14 protein-coding genes and 1 riboswitch are annotated in these 19,904 nt (G+C 72.2%); of the genes, 8 read left to right on the forward strand and 6 right to left on the reverse strand.

From position 1 onward, the window contains the following. Positions 1 to 210: 210 nt before the first annotated feature. Positions 211 to 564 carry a hypothetical protein gene (locus tag ACFVQ0_RS10205; RefSeq protein WP_390086403.1) on the forward strand — a complete coding sequence of 118 codons (354 nt, stop codon included), beginning with the start codon at positions 211 to 213 and terminating at the stop codon, positions 562 to 564. Between the two features lie 20 nt (positions 565 to 584). Here ACFVQ0_RS10205 and ACFVQ0_RS10210 read toward each other — a convergent pair whose 3' ends face one another. After that, a complete protein-coding gene (locus ACFVQ0_RS10210) occupies positions 585 to 1,784 on the reverse strand; it encodes an NlpC/P60 family protein (RefSeq protein ID WP_390086405.1) in 1,200 nt (399 codons plus the stop codon). Continuing rightward, positions 1,783 to 1,947: riboswitch (cyclic di-AMP (ydaO/yuaA leader) on the reverse strand. It overlaps the preceding gene by 2 nt. Positions 1,948 to 2,203: 256 nt before the next feature. On the opposite strand from ACFVQ0_RS10210, the gene pcrA reads away from it, so the two are divergent. Then, on the forward strand, positions 2,204 to 4,642 hold the full coding sequence (gene pcrA / locus ACFVQ0_RS10215; protein WP_390086407.1) for a DNA helicase PcrA: 2,439 nt from the start codon (positions 2,204 to 2,206) through the stop codon (positions 4,640 to 4,642). A gap of 18 nt (positions 4,643 to 4,660) precedes the next feature. Here pcrA and ACFVQ0_RS10220 read toward each other — a convergent pair whose 3' ends face one another. Beyond that, entirely contained in the window at positions 4,661 to 6,160 is a 1,500-nt protein-coding gene (locus ACFVQ0_RS10220) for a M23 family metallopeptidase (protein WP_390086409.1), read from the reverse strand. 166 nt (positions 6,161 to 6,326) lie between these two features. Further along, positions 6,327 to 7,259 (reverse strand): esterase/lipase family protein, encoded by a 933-nt coding sequence (locus tag ACFVQ0_RS10225; RefSeq protein WP_390086411.1) that lies wholly within the window; start codon positions 7,257 to 7,259, stop codon positions 6,327 to 6,329. Between the two features lie 417 nt (positions 7,260 to 7,676). On the opposite strand from ACFVQ0_RS10225, the gene ACFVQ0_RS10230 reads away from it, so the two are divergent. Beyond that, a complete protein-coding gene (locus ACFVQ0_RS10230; protein ID WP_311303688.1) occupies positions 7,677 to 8,090 on the forward strand; it encodes a cobalamin B12-binding domain-containing protein in 414 nt (137 codons plus the stop codon). Here the strand turns inward: ACFVQ0_RS10230 and ACFVQ0_RS10235 are convergent. Then, entirely contained in the window at positions 8,056 to 9,747 is a 1,692-nt protein-coding gene (locus ACFVQ0_RS10235; protein ID WP_390086412.1) for a DUF5691 domain-containing protein, read from the reverse strand. The genes ACFVQ0_RS10230 and ACFVQ0_RS10235 overlap by 35 nt on opposite strands. 64 nt (positions 9,748 to 9,811) lie before the next feature. Then, positions 9,812 to 11,254 carry an SWIM zinc finger family protein gene (locus ACFVQ0_RS10240; RefSeq protein WP_390086414.1) on the reverse strand — a complete coding sequence of 481 codons (1,443 nt, stop codon included), beginning with the start codon at positions 11,252 to 11,254 and terminating at the stop codon, positions 9,812 to 9,814. A 115-nt stretch (positions 11,255 to 11,369) separates the two neighbouring features. Here ACFVQ0_RS10240 and ACFVQ0_RS10245 point away from each other — a divergent pair, with 115 nt between their 5' ends. The 5 genes from ACFVQ0_RS10245 (at position 11,370) to sucD (ending at position 18,511) form a co-directional block, all read left to right on the forward strand. Further along, the gene (locus ACFVQ0_RS10245; RefSeq protein ID WP_390086416.1) at positions 11,370 to 12,485 is read left to right on the forward strand and encodes an AAA family ATPase; all 1,116 of its coding nucleotides are present in this window, start codon (positions 11,370 to 11,372) and stop codon (positions 12,483 to 12,485) included. Next, the gene (locus ACFVQ0_RS10250; protein ID WP_390086418.1) at positions 12,482 to 14,866 is read left to right on the forward strand and encodes a DUF5682 family protein; all 2,385 of its coding nucleotides are present in this window, start codon (positions 12,482 to 12,484) and stop codon (positions 14,864 to 14,866) included. The genes ACFVQ0_RS10245 and ACFVQ0_RS10250 overlap by 4 nt, the downstream gene beginning before the upstream one ends. After that, positions 14,863 to 16,140, forward strand: coding sequence for a VWA domain-containing protein (locus tag ACFVQ0_RS10255; protein ID WP_390086420.1), 1,278 nt, complete (start codon positions 14,863 to 14,865; stop codon positions 16,138 to 16,140). Before ACFVQ0_RS10250 ends, ACFVQ0_RS10255 begins: the two co-directional genes overlap by 4 nt. Before the next feature lie 283 nt (positions 16,141 to 16,423). Further along, the gene (gene sucC, locus ACFVQ0_RS10260) at positions 16,424 to 17,605 is read left to right on the forward strand and encodes an ADP-forming succinate--CoA ligase subunit beta (protein ID WP_390086422.1); all 1,182 of its coding nucleotides are present in this window, start codon (positions 16,424 to 16,426) and stop codon (positions 17,603 to 17,605) included. 21 nt (positions 17,606 to 17,626) lie between these two features. Beyond that, positions 17,627 to 18,511 (forward strand): succinate--CoA ligase subunit alpha, encoded by an 885-nt coding sequence (gene sucD / locus ACFVQ0_RS10265; RefSeq protein ID WP_390086424.1) that lies wholly within the window; start codon positions 17,627 to 17,629, stop codon positions 18,509 to 18,511. A gap of 115 nt (positions 18,512 to 18,626) precedes the next feature. Here the strand turns inward: sucD and ACFVQ0_RS10270 are convergent, their stop codons facing one another. Next, positions 18,627 to 19,850: a helix-turn-helix domain-containing protein gene (locus ACFVQ0_RS10270; protein WP_390086426.1), complete on the reverse strand. Its 1,224-nt coding sequence runs from the start codon at positions 19,848 to 19,850 to the stop codon at positions 18,627 to 18,629. Positions 19,851 to 19,904 lie beyond the last annotated feature (54 nt).

A 19,904-nucleotide genomic window follows, 5' to 3' on the forward strand; every position in this document is an offset into this window, starting at 1 on the left:
GGTGATCCGGTCACCTGGTAGGGACGCTAAACCCGGGGCACGGGGAAGAGTCGTAATGACGCTTATTGCCCGAATTTGGCGCTGCGTTGTTCCTGAATGACAGGGAAAATTGCACCAGAGTCAGGCAATTGGTGCATTCATCAGTCAAGAGGTCAGGAACTGGCACCTGGCTGCGGAGGCCTGCTAGGGGCAGGGCTAGGGTGCGGAACCATGCGTGTACTCATCGATGTCTTCGTCGCCCTCCACATCATCGGAATCGCCGCCCTGCTGGGAGGTTTCCTCACCCAGATGAAGGCGATGAGCGCGGGGACGGCCCGATTCGTACCGGGGATGCTGCACGGCGCGCTGACCATGCTGGTCACCGGAATCGCCCTGGTCGGGCTCGACCAGGCCGACGACCACCCCGTGAACAACGTCAAGATCGGCATCAAGCTGCTGATCCTCGTCGTCATCCTCGGGCTGGTCTACGTCAAGCGGGACGAGGAGAGGGTCGACAAGGGCCTCTTCGCGGCGGTGGGCGGACTGACGATGGTCAACATCTTCATCGCCACGCTCTGGACCTGAGAACCCGCCGCGACGGCGGCCTAGCCGGGACGCACACTCCCGTAGATCGGCATGTAGTAGATCGACTCCTCGCGCACATTGGCCCCCGGCTTCGGCGCGTGGATCATCATGCCGTCGCCCTTGTAGATCCCGACGTGGCTGATGTCGTCGTAGAAGAAGACCAGGTCCCCGGGCTGAAGGTTCTCCGTGGCGATCCGGGTGCCGACGTTCACCTGGTCCCAGGTGGTCCGGGGAATGGTGACGCCCGCGGACTTCCAGGCCGCCTGGGTCAGCCCGGAGCAGTCGTACGAGGACGGGCCGGTGGCCCCCCAGACGTACGGCTTGCCGATCTGGGCCCTGGCGAACGCGAGGACCTTCTCGGCCTTCGTCGTGGCGCTGCTGTCCGAACCGGAACCCGTGCCGGTGCCGGTGCCGGTGCCGGTGTCTGACCCCGTGCCCGATCCCGTGCCCGTACCGGAGCCCGTGCCGCTCCCGCCGGCGGCCTCCTTGGCCTTGCGGTCGGCCTCCGCCTTCGCGGCCGCCTGCTTCTTCGCCAGCTCCTCGGCCTTGCGCGCGGCCTCGGCCTTCTTCTTCTCCTCCAGCTCGGCCAGCCGCGCCTTCTCCTGCGCGGTCAGCTTCGACAGCAGCGTGCGCGCCTCGGTCAGCTTGTTCTGCACGTTCTGCTTGCTGGTGCGCAGCTTGGTCTGCGACGCGGTGAGCGTCTCCAGGCTCGTCACCGCCTCGGCCCGCTTCTTCGACGCCTCCGCCTGCTTCGTACGGAAGTCCGTGACGGCCTGCTGCTGGTTGGCGGCCATCCGGTTCATCAGGTGGGTCTGGTCGAAGAACGACTGCGGGTCGTTGGCCAGGAAGAAGGTGGCCGTCGGCGCGAGCGCGCCGTCGCGGTACTGGGCGGCCGCGTAGTTCCCGAGCGTGCGGCGGGCGTCGTTCAGCTTGTCGGCGCGCTTGGCGATGTCGTCCAGCAGCGCGTCCACCTTGGTGCGCTGCGCGGCGGACGCCTCTTTCGCCTCGTCGTAGTGCTGGGTCGCGGTCCCCGCCTGCCGGTAGAGGTCGTCGACCTTCTTCTGGACGTCCTCGATGCTGGGCTTCGGGGCCGGGGCCGCCAGCGCGCTCTGCGTGGACAGCAGGGTCACGGAGGCCAGTGCGGCCGTTGTGAACCCGATGGCGGGGGTGGTGCTGCGCACCCGGGGGCGCGGTTTGCGATGCGATGCCAAGGCCGGCATTTCCTTCCGTGGACCGCCTACCGGGTTAGCTGTCGGGTTCGGGCGGAACGGAAGGCTGCCCTACGGTCCTGGTGGGGGTTGCGGACCGATTCACCCCGGTGCTGCGTGTGGGTCCCCGGTTCCGGACCCCGTACGGGCGGCCCGGATTCGGCGTGGACGCCCGCTCGGCGTGGTTCGCCTCTGGGGGTACGGCCGTCCGAACGAGCACGCTAGCCAACTCATGGTGCCGCTGTGAAGGTTGATGTTCGATATGCCCGATACATTTTCGTGACCTTGCGGAACCGGTGCGGTACGGCCGGGCGCGGCGGGGAGATTCCCTACACAGGGTGGCCCGGACATCGCCGTGTGTGGCTCCGGCGGGTACGGGTTCTGCCGTGCGGGCCCGGGGTGTCAGTGGGGCCGCCTAGACTCGGACAGCGATGAGCAGCCTCTTTGACGACAGTTTCCTGGCCGGCCTCCAGCACGCGGAGGACGGGCCCCCGCCGCCCCCCGAGGACTCCGCACCCGAAGCGGTGCCGGAGGACCTCTTCGGAGGCGTGTTCGACGGGCCCCCGCCGCCCCGCGACGCGTACTACCGCGACGGGGCCCACCGCCCGGTCATCGACGCCGCCGCGCTGCTCGACGGGCTGAACACCGAGCAGCGCGCCGCCGTCGTGCACGCGGGCTCCCCGCTGCTCATCGTCGCCGGGGCCGGTTCCGGCAAGACCCGGGTGCTGACGCACCGCATCGCCCACCTGCTGGCCGAGCGCGGGGTGCACCCCGGCCAGATCCTGGCGATCACCTTCACCAACAAGGCCGCCGGCGAGATGAAGGAGCGCGTCGAGCAGCTCGTCGGCCCGCGCGCCAACGCCATGTGGGTCATGACGTTCCACAGCGCGTGCGTCCGCATCCTGCGCCGCGAGTCGAAGAAGCTCGGCTTCACCTCCTCGTTCTCGATCTACGACGCGGCGGACTCCAAGCGGCTGATGGCCCTGGTCTGCCGCGATCTCGACCTCGACCCGAAGCGCTTCCCGCCGAAGTCGTTCACGGCCAAGGTGTCGAACCTGAAGAACGAGCTGATCGACGAGGAGACCTTCGCCGGACAGGCCACGGACGGCTTCGAGAAGACCCTCGCCCAGGCCTACGCGATGTACCAGTCCCGGCTGCGCGAGGCCAACGCGCTGGACTTCGACGACATCATCATGACGACGGTGCACCTGCTCCAGGCCTTCCCCGACGTCGCGGAGCACTACCGCCGCCGCTTCCGGCACGTCCTGGTCGACGAGTACCAGGACACCAACCACGCCCAGTACACCCTCGTACGGGAGCTGGTCGGCCCGTCCGGTGCCGCCGACGCCCCCGGCGAACTGTGCGTCGTCGGTGACGCCGACCAGTCGATCTACGCCTTCCGGGGCGCCACGATCCGCAACATCCTCCAGTTCGAGGAGGACTACCCGGACGCGACCACGATCCTGCTGGAGCAGAACTACCGCTCCACCCAGACGATCCTGTCCGCCGCCAACGCCGTCATCGAGCGCAACGAGAGCCGCCGACCGAAGAACCTCTGGACCAACGCCGGCTCCGGCACCCGGATCACCGGCTACGTCGCGGACACCGAGCACGACGAGGCGCAGTTCGTCGCGGACGAGATCGACCGGCTGACCGACGCGGGCGACGCCAAGGCGGGCGACGTCGCGATCTTCTACCGGACGAACGCGCAGTCCCGTGTCTTCGAGGAGATCTTCATCAGGGTCGGCCTCCCCTACAAGGTCGTCGGTGGCGTGCGCTTCTACGAGCGCAAGGAGGTCAGGGACGTCCTGGCCTACCTCCGGGTGCTGTCCAACCCGGAGGACACCGTCCCGCTGCGCCGCATCCTGAACGTGCCCAAGCGCGGCATCGGGGACCGGGCGGAGGCGATGATCGACGCCCTGTCGATGCGCGAGAAGATCACCTTCCCGCAGGCGCTGCGCCGCGTCGACGAGGCGTACGGCATGGCCGCCCGTTCCGCCAACGCCGTCAAGCGGTTCAACACGCTGATGGAGGAGCTGCGCACGATCGTCGAGTCGGGCGCGGGCCCGGCCGTGGTGCTGGAGGCCGTCATGGAGCGGACCGGCTACCTGGCCGAGCTCCAGGCCTCCACCGACCCGCAGGACGAGACCCGGATCGAGAACCTCCAGGAGCTCGCCTCCGTGGCGCTCGAATTCGAGCAGGACCGGGGCGAGGAGGAGGGGTCGGGCACGCTCGCCGAGTTCCTGGAGCGGGTCGCGCTCGTCGCCGACTCCGACCAGATCCCCGACGAGGACACCGACGGCTCCGGAGTCGTCACGCTGATGACCCTGCACACGGCGAAGGGCCTCGAATTCCCGGTGGTCTTCCTGACCGGCATGGAGGACGGCGTCTTCCCGCACATGCGCGCGCTGGGCCAGGTCAAGGAGCTGGAGGAGGAGCGCCGGCTCGCCTATGTCGGCATCACCCGCGCCCGCGAGCGGCTCTATCTGACCCGGGCGTCGATGCGCAGCGCGTGGGGCCAGCCCTCGTACAACCCGCCGTCGCGGTTCCTGGAGGAGATCCCGGATCAGCACCTGGAGTGGAAGCGCAAGGGCCCGATGGCGGCTCCGGCGGGACCGACGTCGGGCATCACCTCATCGCTGTCCGCGTCCCGTTCGCGCTCCGGGCCCTCGGGCTTCGCGACCCGGCGGACGTCGGACAAGCCGACGATCACGCTGGTGGTCGGTGACCGGGTCACGCACGACCAGTTCGGTCTGGGCACGGTGACGGCGGTCGACGGCATCGGCGACCAGGCGAAGGCCACGGTCGACTTCGGGGACGAGCGGCCGAAGAAGCTGCTGCTGCGGTACGCCCCGGTCCAGAAGCTGTAGCGCCCCGGCCCGGTCGGATCAGGTCGGGTCGATGTTGTGGCTGCGGAGCCAGGGCAGCGGGTCGACGGCCGCGCCGCCGCCGGGCCGCACCTCGAAGTGCATGTGCGGTCCGGTCGAGTTGCCGGAGCTCCCGGAGTGCGCGATCACGTCCCCGGCCTTGACGTGGCCCGAGCGGATCCGGGTACTGCTGAGGTGGCAGTACCAGGTCTCGGTGCCGTCGGCCATCGTGACGATGGCCATGTTGCCGTAGGCGCTGTTGTACTGCGTACGGACGGTGCCGTCGGTCGCCGCCATCACCGGGGTCCCGTACTGGACGGGGAAGTCGATGCCGGTGTGCACGGACATCCAGTTGACGCCCGCCTGGCCGAAGTACGCGCTGAGCCCGTGCTCCTTGACCGGCATGACGTACTTGGGGCGCAGGGCCTCCTTGCGGGCCGCCTCCTCCTCGCGCTTCTTCTTCTCCGCGGCCTGCCGCTCCTTCAGGTCGATGCGCTCCTGGGTGCGGCTGGCTCGGCCGGCGAAGTTCTCCGCGTCGGCGCTGAGGTTGGCGAGCTGGGTGTCCAGCTTGTTGTTCGCGGCCACCGGCTCGACCGTGCCGGGATCGGCGGCCGCCATCGTCGTGGTGCTGTCGTCCTTCTTCTCCTCGCCGCCACCGAGGCCGCCCACGGAAGCGGCGGCGATACCGGCCACGCTCATCACGCAGGCGGAGGGGACGGCGACGGTGAGGAGGGCGGAGCGCTTGGCGGGCGAACGCCTGCGGCTGCGGCTGCCACCGCGCGAGACCTGACGGCCTGCGGGGCGGTGGACGTCCGGCTCCGGGGCCGGGCCCGCCTCGGAGAGGCTGAACGCGGCGGTCTCGGAGTTCTCGGAGGGCTCGGCGGTTGTCAGCACGGGCTCGTACGTCTCGTACGGCTCATACGCCTCGTGCGCCTCATGCGTTTCGTACGGCTCGTGCGTCTCGTGCACCTCGTACGGATGCTGCCGTGTCTGTTCGGGCTCGTGCGAGGCCGTCAGATTCTGCGGAGCCCGCTGTGCGTGCTCGGGCGTGGCGCCGGTGTTCCAGGCGGTGGCGTCGTACGCCCCGGAGTCATATCCCGCCGTGTCGGTGGTTGACCACTGGCCGTTCGCGTACCAGCCGGAGGTGTCCCACTGGCCCGAGGAATCGGGGGCGCCGGCCGTTGCCCAGGCGCCGGTGGTGTCGTACTGCTGCGGGGCCGCGTCGTACTGCGGGGCCGCTTCGTACTGGGGGTGCTGCTGGAAGTGGGGGGCGTAGGCCGCGTAGTCGGCGGCGTGGTCGTACGCGGCGGTGCGGTGTGCGCCGGTGTCCCACTGGGTGGTGTCGTACTGGCCGCTGTGACCGGCCTGGCCGGTGTCGTACGGGGCGGCGTAACCGGCCGTGGTGTCGTACGGGCCGTCGTAACCGCTGGGGAGGGAGCCGAAGAGCGGGTCGTCGTCGAAACCGCTCGTGGAGTGGCCGTCGTATCCGACATACCCGGCGTGGGGGTGCTGGTCGTTCACCAACTTCTCTCTCGCCTCGGCAGCAGGACCTTGGGTCCGGGGCCCGTGGGGGACCTCGGGGGAAACCAGTGGCCGCGACTGTACCCGGCGGTACGCGACGCCGACAATCTTCCACGGCTCGCGGGCGATCAGGAATCGGGCAATCGGCTGCCTTTCGACGGACCGCTCACACAGCCTTGGCTCTATGTTCGACACTCGTTCTATTTCCGGGCTCCTGTGCGTCGAGCGCCTGGCGGACCCCGGCGGCCACGGCAGGGTGAACGGGCAGCGCGAGATGGCCGATCCCGCTGACGCGGACGTTGGTGGCGTCGAGGTCGGGATGGTCGACGCAGGCCGCCTCTGCGGGGACGATGACCTGGTCCAGCTCGCTCCAGAAGCTGATGAACCGGGTACGGCAGCCGGGCGCCGGCAGCCGGAGCTCCTCGATCGGGGCCGATCCGCCGCGCATCTGGCGCACGATCGGGAGGGCGCTGGCCAGCGGAGCGACAGCGGTGCCCGCGTGCGGCGTGCCGAGCGTGACCAGGGTGCGGACCCGCTGGTCACCGCCCAGTCGCTGTACGTAGTAGCGCGCTATCAGGCCGCCCAGGCTGTGCCCGACGATGTCGACCTCGCGGTGCCCGGTGCGGGCGCAGATCTCCTCGACGTGACGGCCGAGCAACTCGGCGGCGGTGCGGATGTCGCAGGTCAGCGGGGAGTAGTTGAGCGACTCCAGATGGCGCCAGCCGTGCCGGGCCAGCGAGCGGCGCAGCAGCACGAAGACGGAGCGGTTGTCGATGAAGCCGTGCAGGAGCACGACGGGCGGCCGTTCTCTGTGGCCGATCTGCCCGGTGCGCCCGGCGTGCGCGGTGCTTCCGGCGTGCGCGCCGGGCAGGGCCGTGGTGCCGGGAGGAGTGGGGGCCGGTTCGGCCGGCGGGCGTGGCGGTGTGCGCCGCTCGCCGGGTATGCCGGTGGGGTAGATGAGCGCGTGTCCGGCGAGCACCACGAGTTCCAGCGCGGTCGCTCTCAGCAGTGCGGACGACAGCCAGGCGTTGCGTGGGCCCGTCCGGCGCGGCAGCAGGGGAAGACGCGGCAGTAGGGGAAGAAAAGGCAGGGTCCTCATTGACCGACCTCCTGCTTCCGGCACCCGGGGAGCGGCGGCTCCCGCCCCGTATGCCCTCGTGGGGCGCCGTGTCGGACGTCCGGGCGGCGGTCCACCGTGGTCCACCGTCCGGGACCCGCCGCCCGCCGTGCCCGCCGGATCACCTTCGGTGACCGGCCGGTGGGCGGTCGGTGAGCCGTACCACCGTGCCGTGCGGCTGACGGCGCGGTGGTACGACGACCTCGTGCGGCTCCCCCGGCGGTCGGTCCCGCACGGCAGGTGTGCCGCGTGCTGCGGGGAACGGCGCCCGGTGAACATGTCCCACGTGTGATTTCCCCCTCCCCGCCCACCGCGAAACAGCGGCTTGCGGGATGCTGTGGATAACGTTCGTTCACATCCCCGGCCCGTCGGGGGCGGGAGACGCGTGTGGAGGCAGTGATGGGTGTGACCGGTCCGATCCGAGTGGTGGTGGCCAAACCGGGCCTCGACGGCCATGACCGAGGGGCCAAGGTGATCGCGCGGGCGCTGCGCGACGCCGGTATGGAGGTCATCTACACGGGGCTCCACCAGACTCCCGAGCAGATCGTGGACACCGCGATCCAGGAGGACGCCGACGCGATCGGCCTCTCGATCCTCTCCGGTGCGCACAACACGCTCTTCGCGAAGGTGATCGCCCTGCTGAAGGAGCGCGAGGCCGAGGACATCAAGGTCTTCGGCGGCGGCATCATCCCGGAGGCGGACATCGCACCGCTCAAGGAGCAGGGGGTCGCGGAGATCTTCACCCCGGGCGCGACGACGGTCGAGATCGTCTCCTGGGTCAACGCGAACGTCCGCCAGCCGGCGGAGGCCTGACCCCGCCCGGTGCCAGCTCCGCGTCCATCGCCGCGCGGAGCCGCAGGGTGGAGACCAGCCGCTGGAACGCCTCCGACCAGTAGCCGTTCGCGCCGGGGGAGGCGTCCGCCGGTTCGTCGGGGGTCGTGGTGAGGACCTCCAGGCGGTCGGCCTCCGCCGGATTCAGGCAGCGCTCCGCGAGGCCCATCACCCCGCTGAAGCTCCACGGGTAGCTGCCGGCGTCCCGGGCGATGTCGAGGGCGTCGACGACGGAGTGGCCGAGCGGCTCCGCCCAGGGGGTCGGGCAGACCCCCAGCAGCTGGAACGCCTCCGACAGCCCGTGCGCGGCGATGAACTCGGCCACCCAGGAAGCCCGTTCGGCGGCGGGCAGCACGATCAGGAGCTTCGACCGCTCGGCCAGCGAGGCGGTGCCCGGACCGTGCGACGGGGGTGTCGAAGGGGCGCCGAGCAGCGCCCGCGCCCACTTTGGGTCCCGCTGCCGGACGGCGGCCCGGCACCAGGCCGCGTGCAGCTCCTCGCTCCAGCCGTCGGCCACGGGAAGCGCGACGATCTCCCGCGCCTCGCGGCCGCCGAACCGGGCCGGCCAGATCGAGAGCGGCGACGACTCCACCAACTGCCCGAGCCACCAGGACCGTTCACCCCGGCCGGACGGCGGGAGCGCCACCACGCCGTCGCGCTGCATCGCCGCGTCGCACTCGTGCGGGGCCTCCACGGCGACGGAAGGCCCGGTACCGGTGAGGCCGGGGCTCACGCAGGACAGGGCGCGGTCCGCCATCCGGCGGGCGAGCGCGGAGCCGGGCAGCGCGGAGAGCAGCTCGGCGGCCGTCGCCCGTACATTGCGGCTGCGGTCGGTCAGGGCCTGCTCCAGGAAGGGCTCGTCGGCGTCGGAGAGCCCGGTGCGCAGCGAGTCGACGAACATCAGCCGGTCCTCCGCCCGCTCGGTGGCCCACGTGGTGGCGAGCAGGGCGAGAGCGGCATCGGCCTCGTGCGCCCGTACCGCGGAGAGCAGCGCGACCCGTTCGGCGAACAGGCCCTCCTCCCACAGCCGGTGGACCGCCTCCCCGTCGGTCACGTCCGGCAGCAGCGCGGTGCCGGACGCACCGCGCAGCGCGAACTTCCACTCGGGGTTCAGCCCGGCGAGCCAGAGCCCGCGCGGCCCGGCGAACGCCAGTGCCTGCGGCCGCAGATCGGTCCGCGCGCGGGCCGCGTCCAGCAGGGCGGGCAGTGTCGCGTCCGGTGCCCGGTATCCGTGCAGATTGGCGGTGGCCAGCCACTGCGGGATCAGTTCGGTCAGATCGGGAGCGGTGCCGCGTCTGCCGGCGGAGCCGCTCGGGGCCGCCCGGTCCGCGAGCAGCCGCTCCAGCCGGCTCCGGGCGGGCCCCGGTAGGGCGGGGCGGGGGTCGGTGGGTGCCGGACCGGGCCGGGGCGCGGCGGGGGCGGGCAGCAGTCCCGCCCGGCGCCGCACGGTGTGCAGGGCGGCCGCGTCCAGCAGCGCGACCGCCGCGCCGTCCGGACCGGCGCCGCCCGGCACACCCGGTGGTCGGCGGCGGTCCGTGCCGAGCAGCGCCGAGGTGACCAGCTCGTCCCACGGGGCGGCGGTGGGTGTGGAGGGTGTGGAGGGTGTGGTTGGCGTGCTGGGTGGGTTGGTACGGGTCATCGTTCCTCCACCAGTAGTCGCAGGAATCAACGGAGTTGGCCGGGGCGGCCGGAGTTCGCCGGGGTCAGATGAGCGGAACCGTCTCGGCGTCGGCCGGCCGCGCGTCCGTGTCCGACTGCGCGTCAGTGTCCGGCCGTGGATCCGGGGGCGCCCAGGCCGCGAGCGGGTCGAAGCCGCGGTGGCCGCACTCCCCGAAGACGGTGAGCGGTCCGCCGCCGGACAGCGCGACGAGCTTCCACAGCGCGGGCCGGGACAGCGCGGCCGGGGCGACGGGCAGGGCCGCGTCCCCTTCCGCGTCCGCCAGTTGCCAGCCGTCCCGGGACGGCACGGGTATGACGTCGCGCAGGATCACCGGCCAGGAGTCCAGCCAGGGGTCATCGCCCAGGGCCCGCCCGTACGCGGTGATGGCCCCGGTGACCGTGACACCCGGCGGCGGGGCGCCGGTCGGCACCGGAGAGCCGAACTGCGGCCCCAGCTCGGCCCGTAGCTGCCCCGCCCCCCGGTGCGGGGTGACCTCCGCGTCCAGCGTGACCCCCACCGGCAGGGCCTGGCCGGGGGAGCGGCCGGGTGCTCCGAAGGACAGCAGCAGCGCGGTGCGGCCCGACTCCCTCCCGTACAGCCAGATGCGGCGGGCGACGATCTTGCCCTCCTGGGTGTCGTACTGGGCGAGGACCAGCCAGTGATCGCGGACCGGCGCGCCCCCGGCGGCGGCGGGCAGCCCGACCCGGGTACGGACCGTGGCCGCCAGTGGCGGCGGCAGCCGGTCGATGCCCTGCCAGCCCGTGTCCAGCAGGTGCAGCAGCGCGCACTCCTCCAGCAGCCGGACCGGCCAGCCCGGCCCGGACGCCGGTATCGCCCCCAACTCCCGCACCCGGCCCGCGAGACCGGGCGCCTGGGCGTCGACCATCCGGGCCGCCGTCTCCTCCCACAGCCCGTACCCGGACTGCTCGGCCGCCGCGAGGCCGCCGCGCACCAGGTCGGTCAGGCGCCGCTCCAGCTCCTGGACGCCGCCGCCGATCCGCTCGGCCCTGCGCTCCGCCCGGCGCCGGGCGGCAGCCGGATCGGCTGGCCCGGCCGCGCCGCCTCCACCGCCCCCCGGTTCCTCCCGCACCGCCGAGGCCGCCGCGCGGCGGCGCCGGTCCGCCAGCCACTCACCGGCCCAGTCCGGCGGAGCGGCCGGGGGCAGGGCCGCCTCGTCGGACGCCCGGAGCAGCAGAAGGCCCAGCGCGTGCTTGCAGGGGAACTTCCGGCTGGGGCAACTGCACTTGTACGCGGGCCCCGTGGTGTCGACCACCGTCCGGTACGGCGTGCTCCCGCTCCCCCTGCACAGCCCCCACACCGCCCCCTGCTCCTCCCGTCCGGTCTCCGACCACGGACCGGCCGCACCGAGCTTGTTGCCCGCCTTGCGTGAGGCGTCATCAGGAGCCAGGGCCAGGACCTGCTCCACCGTCCAGCGCACCGCCGGAGCAGCGGTGCCCAAGGGTTCTCCCCCGTCAGTCAGCAGCATGGATACGACGGTAGGCCGCCCCACTGACAACTGCACTGACCTGCGGGAACGTTGATTGTCAGTGCCATGGTGCACGGTGGAAGCACATCGGGACGACCGATCTGGAGGGGGATCCATGACCGTGTCAGAAACCACCACCGCAGCCGTGGGCGCGGAGGCGCTGCGCCCGCACGCGGAGGATGCCTTCGCCGACGAGCTGAAGGCGCTCGCGGCAGCCGACGACCGCCCGCGTCCCGCCCGTTGGCGGCTGTCGCCGTGGGCCGTCGCCACGTATCTGCTGGGTGGCGCGCTGCCCGACGGCACGGTGATCTCACCCAAGTACGTGGGCCCGCGCCGCCTCGTGGAGGTCGCCGTCAGCACCCTCGCCACGGACCGGGCGCTGCTCCTGCTCGGGGTGCCCGGCACCGCCAAGACCTGGGTGTCCGAGCACCTCGCGGCCGCCGTCAGCGGCGACTCGACCCTTCTGGTCCAGGGCACGGCGGGTACCCCCGAGGAAGCCGTCCGCTACGGGTGGAACTACGCGCAGCTCCTCGCGCACGGCCCCAGCCGCGACGCGCTGGTGCCGAGCCCGCTGATGCGCGCCATGTCCGAGGGCATGACCGCGCGGATCGAGGAGCTCACCCGCATGCCCGCCGACGTCCAGGACTCGCTGATCACCATCCTGTCCGAGAAGACCCTGCCGCTGCCCGAGCTGGGACAGGAGGTCCAGGCGGTCCGCGGGTTCAACGTCATCGCCACCGCCAACGACCGCGACCGGGGGGTCAACGAGCTGTCCAGCGCGCTGCGCCGCCGGTTCAACACGGTGGTCCTGCCGCTGCCGGCCACCCCGGAGGCGGAGGTCGAGATCGTCTCCCGGCGCGTCGAGCAGGTCGGCCGCGCGCTCGACCTGCCTCCCGCCCCCGACGGCCTCGCGGAGATCCGCCGCGTGGTCACCGTCTTCCGCGAGCTGCGCGACGGGGTCACCACCGACGGCCGCACCAGGATCAAATCGCCCTCGGGGACGCTGTCCACGGCCGAGGCCATCTCCGTCGTCACCAACGGCCTCGCGCTCGCCGCCCACTTCGGTGACGGGGTGCTGCGCGCGGGTGACGTGGCGGCCGGCCTCCTCGGCGCGGTCGTCCGGGACCCGGCCGCCGACCGGGTGGTCTGGCAGGAGTACCTGGAGACGGTGGTGCGGGAGCGGGACGGCTGGAAGGACTTCTACCGCGCCTGCCGTGAGGCCTCCGCATGACCGGCACCCCGAGCTCCGTGACCCCGCGCCCCGGCACCCCGCGTTCCGGCGGGCCGCTGCTGCTGGGGGTGCGCCACCACGGCCCCGGCTCCGCCCGAGCCGTCGGCGCCGCGCTGGAGGCCGCCCGGCCCAGGGCGGTGCTCATCGAGGGCCCGCCGGAGGGCGACGCGCTGCTGCCGCTCGCCGCCGACGAGCAGATGCGGCCGCCCGTCGCGCTGCTCGCCCACGCGGTGGACGATCCCGGCCGGGCGGCCTTCTGGCCACTCGCCGGGTTCTCACCCGAATGGGTCGCGATCCGCTGGGCCCTCGCGCACGACGTCCCGGTCCGCTTCATCGACCTCCCGGCCGCCCACTCGCTGGCCATGGCGGAGAAGGAGGAGGAGCGGCACGGCGAAGAGGGCCCCGCGCCCGTCCCGGTCGACCCCATCGGGGTGCTCGCCGAGACCGCGGGCTACGACGATCCCGAGCGCTGGTGGGAGGACGTCGTCGAACACCGCGCCCACGACGGGCGCCCCGGCGACCCGTTGGCGGCCTTCGCCGCGCTCGGCGAGGCGATGACGGCCCTGCGCGAGGTGTACGGGGACGGCGGCCACCCCAGGGACGCGGTCCGTGAGGCGTACATGCGGATCCAGCTGCGCACGGCCCGCAAGGAGTTCGACGACGACGTCGCCGTGGTCTGCGGTGCCTGGCACGTACCCGCGCTTGGAGCGAGGACGACGCTCGCGGCCGACCGGGCCCTCCTCAAGGGGCTGCCCAAGGTCAAGGCCGAACTTACCTGGGTGCCCTGGACCCACCAGCGGCTCGCCCGGCACAGCGGATACGGGGCAGGGATCGATTCACCCGGCTGGTACGCCCACCTCTTCGCGTCCCCGGACCGCCCGGTCGAACGCTGGATGACCAGAGTCGCCGGACTCCTGCGCGACGAGGACCGGTTCGTGTCCTCCGCCCATGTCATCGAGGCCGTCCGGCTCGCCGGCACCCTCGCCGCCATGCGCGGCCGCCCGCTGGCCGGACTGAGCGAGGCGACCGACGCCGTGCGGGCGGTGATGTGCGAGGGCTCCGACGAGCCGCTCGCCCTCGTCCGGGACCGGCTGATCGTCGGCTCCACCCTCGGCGAGGTACCGGACACCGCCCCCGCCGTGCCGCTCCAGCGCGACCTCACCCGCGTACAGCGCACCCTGCGCCTCAAACCGGAGGCGTCCGAACGGGACATCGAACTCGACCTCCGCAAGGACACCGACGCGGCACGCAGCCGGCTGCTGCACCGGCTGCGGATCCTCGGCGTCGGCTGGGGCGAGCCCACCGAGGGGCGCGGGAGCACCGGCACCTTCCGGGAGAGCTGGCGGCTGCGCTGGGAGCCCGAGCTGTACGTACGCGTCGCGGAGGCGGGCATCTGGGGCACCACCGTGCTCTCCGCCGCCACCGCCCGCGCCGAGTCGGACGCCCTGTCGGCCACCGCCCTGGCCGACGTCACCGCCCTCGCGGAGCGTTGCCTGCTGGCCGGACTGCCCGACGCGCTGCCCGTCGTCATGCGGATGCTCGCGGACCGCGCCGCGCTCGACACGGACGTCGGCCACCTCGCGGACGCCCTGCCGTCCCTGGCCCGCGCGCTGCGCTACGGAGACGTCAGGTCCACGGACACCGCCGCGCTCGGGGAGGTCGCGGCCGGGCTCGCGGAGCGGATCTGCGTCGGGCTGCCCCCCGCCTGCACCGGACTCGACGACGAGGGGGCCGCCGCGCTGCGCCGCCAGGTGGACGGCGTGCACACGGCGGTCGGCCTGCTCGCCGGCGCCGTACCGGCCAACGCGGACGGGCTGCGCGAGCGCTGGAGGGCGGTCCTGCACAAGCTCGCCGCCCGGGACCCGGTCGCGGGAGTGATCCGGGGCCGGGCCGCCCGCCTGCTGCTCGACGACGGACACCTCGAACAGGACGACGCGGCCCGGCTGATGGGCCTGGCCCTCTCGCCCGGCACACCGCCGGCGGAGGCCGCCGCGTGGATCGAGGGCTTCGTCGGCGGGGCGGCCGGCGGCGGCATGCTCCTGGTCCACGACGAGAGGCTGCTCGCCCTGGTCGACGCCTGGCTCTCCGGAGTCGCCGCCGACACCTTCACCGACGTGCTGCCGCTGCTGCGCCGCACCTTCTCGGCGTACGAGTCAGGCGTCCGGCGCACGCTGGGCGAGCTCGTCCGGCGCGGCCCGGCCGCCGGGGGAGGGACCGGCGCGGGCGCGGTCCCCGGCGGGACGACCGCCCCCGGATTCGGCCCCGTCCTGGACGGGCCGCGCGCGGACGCCGTGCTGCCGGTGCTCCGCCTCCTGCTGGGCCTGGACGGGGAAGCGGCGACGACCGAGAACGACGCACAACCGCTGGGGGCGACGGGATGACCAGGAACACGCACACGGCCGAGGACCCGGACACGCGCGCGCAGACCGAGGGGGCGGACGCCGAACGGCTGCGGCGCTGGCGCATGGTGCTGGGCGCGGACAGCGCCGAGAGCACCGGCCACACCCTGACCGCACGCGACGCCGCGATGGACGGCGCACTGACCGCGCTGTACGAGAGCGGCGGCAGACAGCCCGGCGGCCGGGGCGGCAGCGGCCGCTCGGCCGGGCTCGGCGCGTCAGCGCCCTCCGTGGCCCGCTGGCTGGGGGACATCCGTACGTACTTCCCCAGCTCCGTCGTCCAGGTCATGCAGCGCGACGCGATCGACCGGCTGGGCCTCTCCGCGCTCCTGCTGGAACCGGAGATGCTGGAGGCCGTCGAGGCGGACGTCCATCTCGTCGGCACCCTGCTCTCGCTCAACAAGGTCATGCCGGAGACGACGAAGGAGACCGCACGAGCCGTCGTGCGCAAGGTCGTCGAGAAGCTGGAGAGCCGCCTCACCACCCGCACCAGGACCGCGCTCACGGGTGCGCTGGACCGCTCGGCGAAGGTCAGCCGGCCGCGCCACCACGACATCGACTGGAACCGGACCATCCGGGCCAACCTCAAGAACTATCTGACCCTCCCCGGCGAGGCGGGAGAAGACGGAGAAGGCGGCGAAGACGGGAGGGCCGGGACGGCCGGGACGGGCACGGTCGTGCCCGAGCGGCTCATCGGCTACGGGCGCGCGGCACAGTCGGTACGCAAGGACGTCATCCTCTGCATAGACCAGTCCGGTTCGATGGCGGCCTCCGTCGTGTACGCCTCGGTCTTCGGCGCCGTGCTCGCCTCCATGCGCGCCCTGCGGACCAGACTCGTCGTCTTCGACACGGCCGTCGTCGACCTCACCGACCAGCTCGACGACCCGGTGGACGTGCTCTTCGGCACCCAGCTCGGCGGCGGCACCGACATCAACCGGGCGCTCGCCTACTGCCAGTCCAGGATCACCCGCCCGGCGGACACCGTCGTCGTGCTCATCAGCGATCTGTACGAGGGCGGCATCCGCGACGAGATGCTGAAGCGGGTCGCCGCGATGAAGTCGTCCGGGGTCCAGTTCGTCACCCTGCTCGCCCTCTCCGACGAGGGCGCGCCCGCCTACGACCGTGACCACGCGACGGCGCTCGCCGCGCTGGGCGCACCGGCCTTCGCCTGCACGCCGGACCTCTTCCCGGAGGTGATGGCGGCCGCCATCGAGAAGCGGCCGCTGCCCGTGCCGGACCGGGAGGCCCCCGCGTGACGGTGGTGCCCCCGGACCGGCACAGGCCGTCCCCCGACCCCCGTACCCGGGCCGATTTGTCCACTGCGACCCGGCCACCAGGGCGATCTGTGACCGTAATCACCGCCCAGGGGGGATCTGCGATTTAGGGTCCTGCGGGGCGCGGGGATAACCTGCGAGATGGACATGCCGCGTATTCGGTCACCGTGTGCGCCTTCCTAGTGACAGAGCAGTCACGTTGCCCCTCGCGGCACGCCCACGCAGAAAACCAACCGCGAGACCATTTGATAAGGGACGGACGCGCGTGGACCTGTTCGAGTACCAGGCGAGGGACCTCTTCGCCAAGCACGGTGTACCGGTGCTGGCCGGTGAAGTCATCGACACGCCTGAGGCAGCCCGCGAGGCGACCGAGCGGCTGGGCGGCAAGTCTGTCGTCAAGGCGCAGGTGAAGGTCGGTGGCCGAGGCAAGGCCGGTGGCGTCAAGCTGGCAGCCAACCCCGACGAGGCGGTCGCCCGTGCGACCGACATCCTCGGCATGGACATCAAGGGCCACACGGTCCACAAGGTGATGATCGCCGAGCTGTCTCCGGAGATCGAGGCGGAGTACTACGTCTCGTACCTCCTGGACCGCACCAACCGCACCTTCCTGGCCATGGCCTCCGTGCAGGGCGGCATGGACATCGAGGAGGTCGCGGAGAAGACCCCCGAGGCCCTCGCGAAGGTCCCGGTGAACGCCGTTGACGGTGTCGACATCGTCAAGGCCCGCGAGATCGTGGCCCAGGCGAAGTTCCCGGCCGAGGTGGCCGAGGGTGTCGCCGAGGCCATGGTGACCCTGTGGGACACCTTCGTCGCGGAGGATGCCCTCCTCGTCGAGGTCAACCCGCTGGTGAAGACCAAGGACGGCCGGATCCTGGCCCTGGACGGAAAGGTCTCTCTCGACGAGAACGCCGACTTCCGTCAGCCCGGCCACGAGGCGCTTGAGGACAAGGCCGCAGCCAACCCGCTCGAAGCTGCGGCCAAGGCCAAGAACCTCAACTACGTCAAGCTCGACGGCGAGGTCGGCATCATCGGTAACGGTGCCGGTCTGGTCATGTCGACCCTGGACGTCGTCGCGTACGCCGGTGAGAACCACGGCAGCGTGAAGCCCGCCAACTTCCTCGACATCGGCGGCGGCGCCTCCGCGGAGGTCATGGCGAACGGCCTGGAGATCATCCTCGGCGACCCGGACGTCAAGTCCGTGTTCGTCAACGTCTTCGGCGGCATCACCGCCTGTGACGAGGTCGCCAACGGCATCGTCCAGGCGCTCGAACTGCTCAAGACCAAGGGCGAAGCGGTCACCAAGCCGCTCGTCGTGCGCCTCGACGGCAACAACGCGGAGCTGGGTCGCAAGATCCTCTCCGACGCCAACCACCCGCTCGTTCAGCGCGTGGACACCATGGACGGCGCGGCCGACAAGGCCGCCGAGCTCGCCGCGGCTGCGAAGTAAGGAAGAGGGACTCAGACCACCATGGCTATCTTCCTCACCAAGGACAGCAAGGTCATCGTCCAGGGGATGACCGGCGCGACGGGCATGAAGCACACCAAGCTCATGCTCGCCGACGGCACCAACATCGTCGGCGGCGTGAACCCGCGCAAGGCCGGCACCTCCGTCGACTTCGACGGCAACGAGGTCCCCGTCTTCGGTTCCGTCAAGGAAGCGATGGAGAAGACCGGCGCGAACGTGTCCGTCCTCTTCGTGCCGCCGGCCTTCTCGAAGGCCGCCGTCGTCGAGGCGATCGACGCCGAGATCCCCCTCGCCGTCGTGATCACCGAGGGCATCGCCGTGCACGACTCGGCCGCCTTCTGGGCGTACGCCAACGCCAAGGGCAACAAGACCCGGATCATCGGTCCGAACTGCCCGGGTCTCATCACCCCCGGCCAGTCCAACGCCGGCATCATCCCGGGCGACATCACCAAGCCCGGCCGCATCGGTCTCGTGTCGAAGTCCGGCACGCTGACCTACCAGATGATGTACGAGCTCCGTGACATCGGCTTCTCGTCCGCCGTCGGCATCGGTGGCGACCCGGTCATCGGTACGACGCACATCGACGCCCTCGCGGCGTTCGAGGCCGACCCCGAGACCGACCTGATCGTCATGATCGGCGAGATCGGCGGCGACGCCGAGGAGCGTGCGGCTGACTTCATCGCGAAGAACGTGACCAAGCCGGTCGTCGGTTACGTCGCGGGCTTCACCGCCCCCGAGGGCAAGACCATGGGCCACGCGGGCGCCATCGTCTCCGGTTCGTCCGGCACCGCGCAGGCGAAGAAGGAGGCCCTTGAGGCCGCCGGCGTCAAGGTCGGCAAGACGCCGACCGAGACCGCCAAGCTGGCGCGCGAGATCCTCGGCGCCTGACGCCCCACCGCGTCGGAGCAGCACCGCGGGATCGCGTCACCGAACGCACGGACGCGGGCCCGTACCCCCACCACCTGGGGGTACGGGCCCGCGTCTTTCGTGTACGGCCTCGGGCTCAGCCCACCCGGGGGACCAGCCGGGCCGGGCCGTGCACCAGCTCGCCGGCGAGCTTCTTCTGCAGCTTCTTGTCCTGCGGCGTGAGCTTCTGCGGCCCGCCGAGCGCCGGTACCCCGCCGACCTTCTGCGCGGGCGACTGGGGCGTTTCGTACTTCCTCGGGGCGGTGGCCAGGGTGATCAGGGTCAGGCCGATCAGCAGCACGGTGAACGCGATGGCCGCCCGCGTCCAGAGCTGCGCCTTGCGCTCGCTGCCCGTCCGGATCAGCTCCGGGACCGGCAGCGAGGTCGCGGGCTGGGCGAGGGCGAGTGCGCCCAGGCATTCGTGCAGCAGCGCCGCCTGCTCGGCCGGTGCCGTCGCCGTCGCGAGCTCGGGCAGCTTCTCCGCGACGGCCGCCCGCGCCGTCATCAGCCGCCCCGCCGCCGCCGGGGTGCTCGCCTCCGTCTCCGCAGCGGTCTCGGGCAGCCCGAGCCCGACCCCGTCGTGGAGCAGCAGCGTGCGGCGGTACGCGGGCGGCAGGGCCAGCAGCGCGTCGAGCAGCGCACGGGGGCCCGGCGCCTCTGGCGGCGGATCGGCGCGGCGGTGTTCGGGGTGCACCCGGCGCCACGGCGACATCGCGTGCTCGTAGGCGGCCGCCCGTACCCAGCCCACCGGGTCACGGTCCACGGCGACCTCCGGCCAGCGCTGCCAGGCGAGGTCGAAGGCCTTGCCGACGGCCTCGCGGGACAGGTTCCGGCGGCCGGTCAGCAGATACGTCTGGCGGTACAGCGCGGCGGCCGCGTGCCGGTACAGCGCGTCGAACGCCTCGGCCGGTGACTGCGTGGGCGTCTCGACGGGCGACACGGCGGGCGTCCCAGGAGGCGCCTCGGCGGGAGACTCGACGGACGTGTCGGCGGGCACCTCGACGGGCATCGCGACGGGCGGTTCGGCGAGCGGTTCGGCGGCGGGCTGCGGGGGTGCAGGGGGTGCCGGGGGCGTGGGCGTGGATGCGGACGCGGGAGCGGGCGCCGCGTCCGCCGTTCCGATGAGCCTGGCGTACGCCTCGCGCTTGCGCCCGCGCGGGCTGGTGCGGCCCGTCTCCCAGGACCGGACCGTGGCCCGGGTGACCCCCATGGCCGCCGCGACCTGCTCCTCGCTCAGTGACTTCGCCTCGCGCAGCCTGCGGCGCTCCTTGGGCGAGGGGAGCGGCTGGGCGGCCGCCGTGCCGGTCGTGCTCTGTGTCATGAGGGTTCCCCGCCCGGTCTGCACTGGGTCGAAAAGTACATAAACATATATTGA

Source organism: Streptomyces sp. NPDC057900, from assembly GCF_042887885.1.
Taxonomy (GTDB): domain Bacteria; phylum Actinomycetota; class Actinomycetes; order Streptomycetales; family Streptomycetaceae; genus Streptomyces.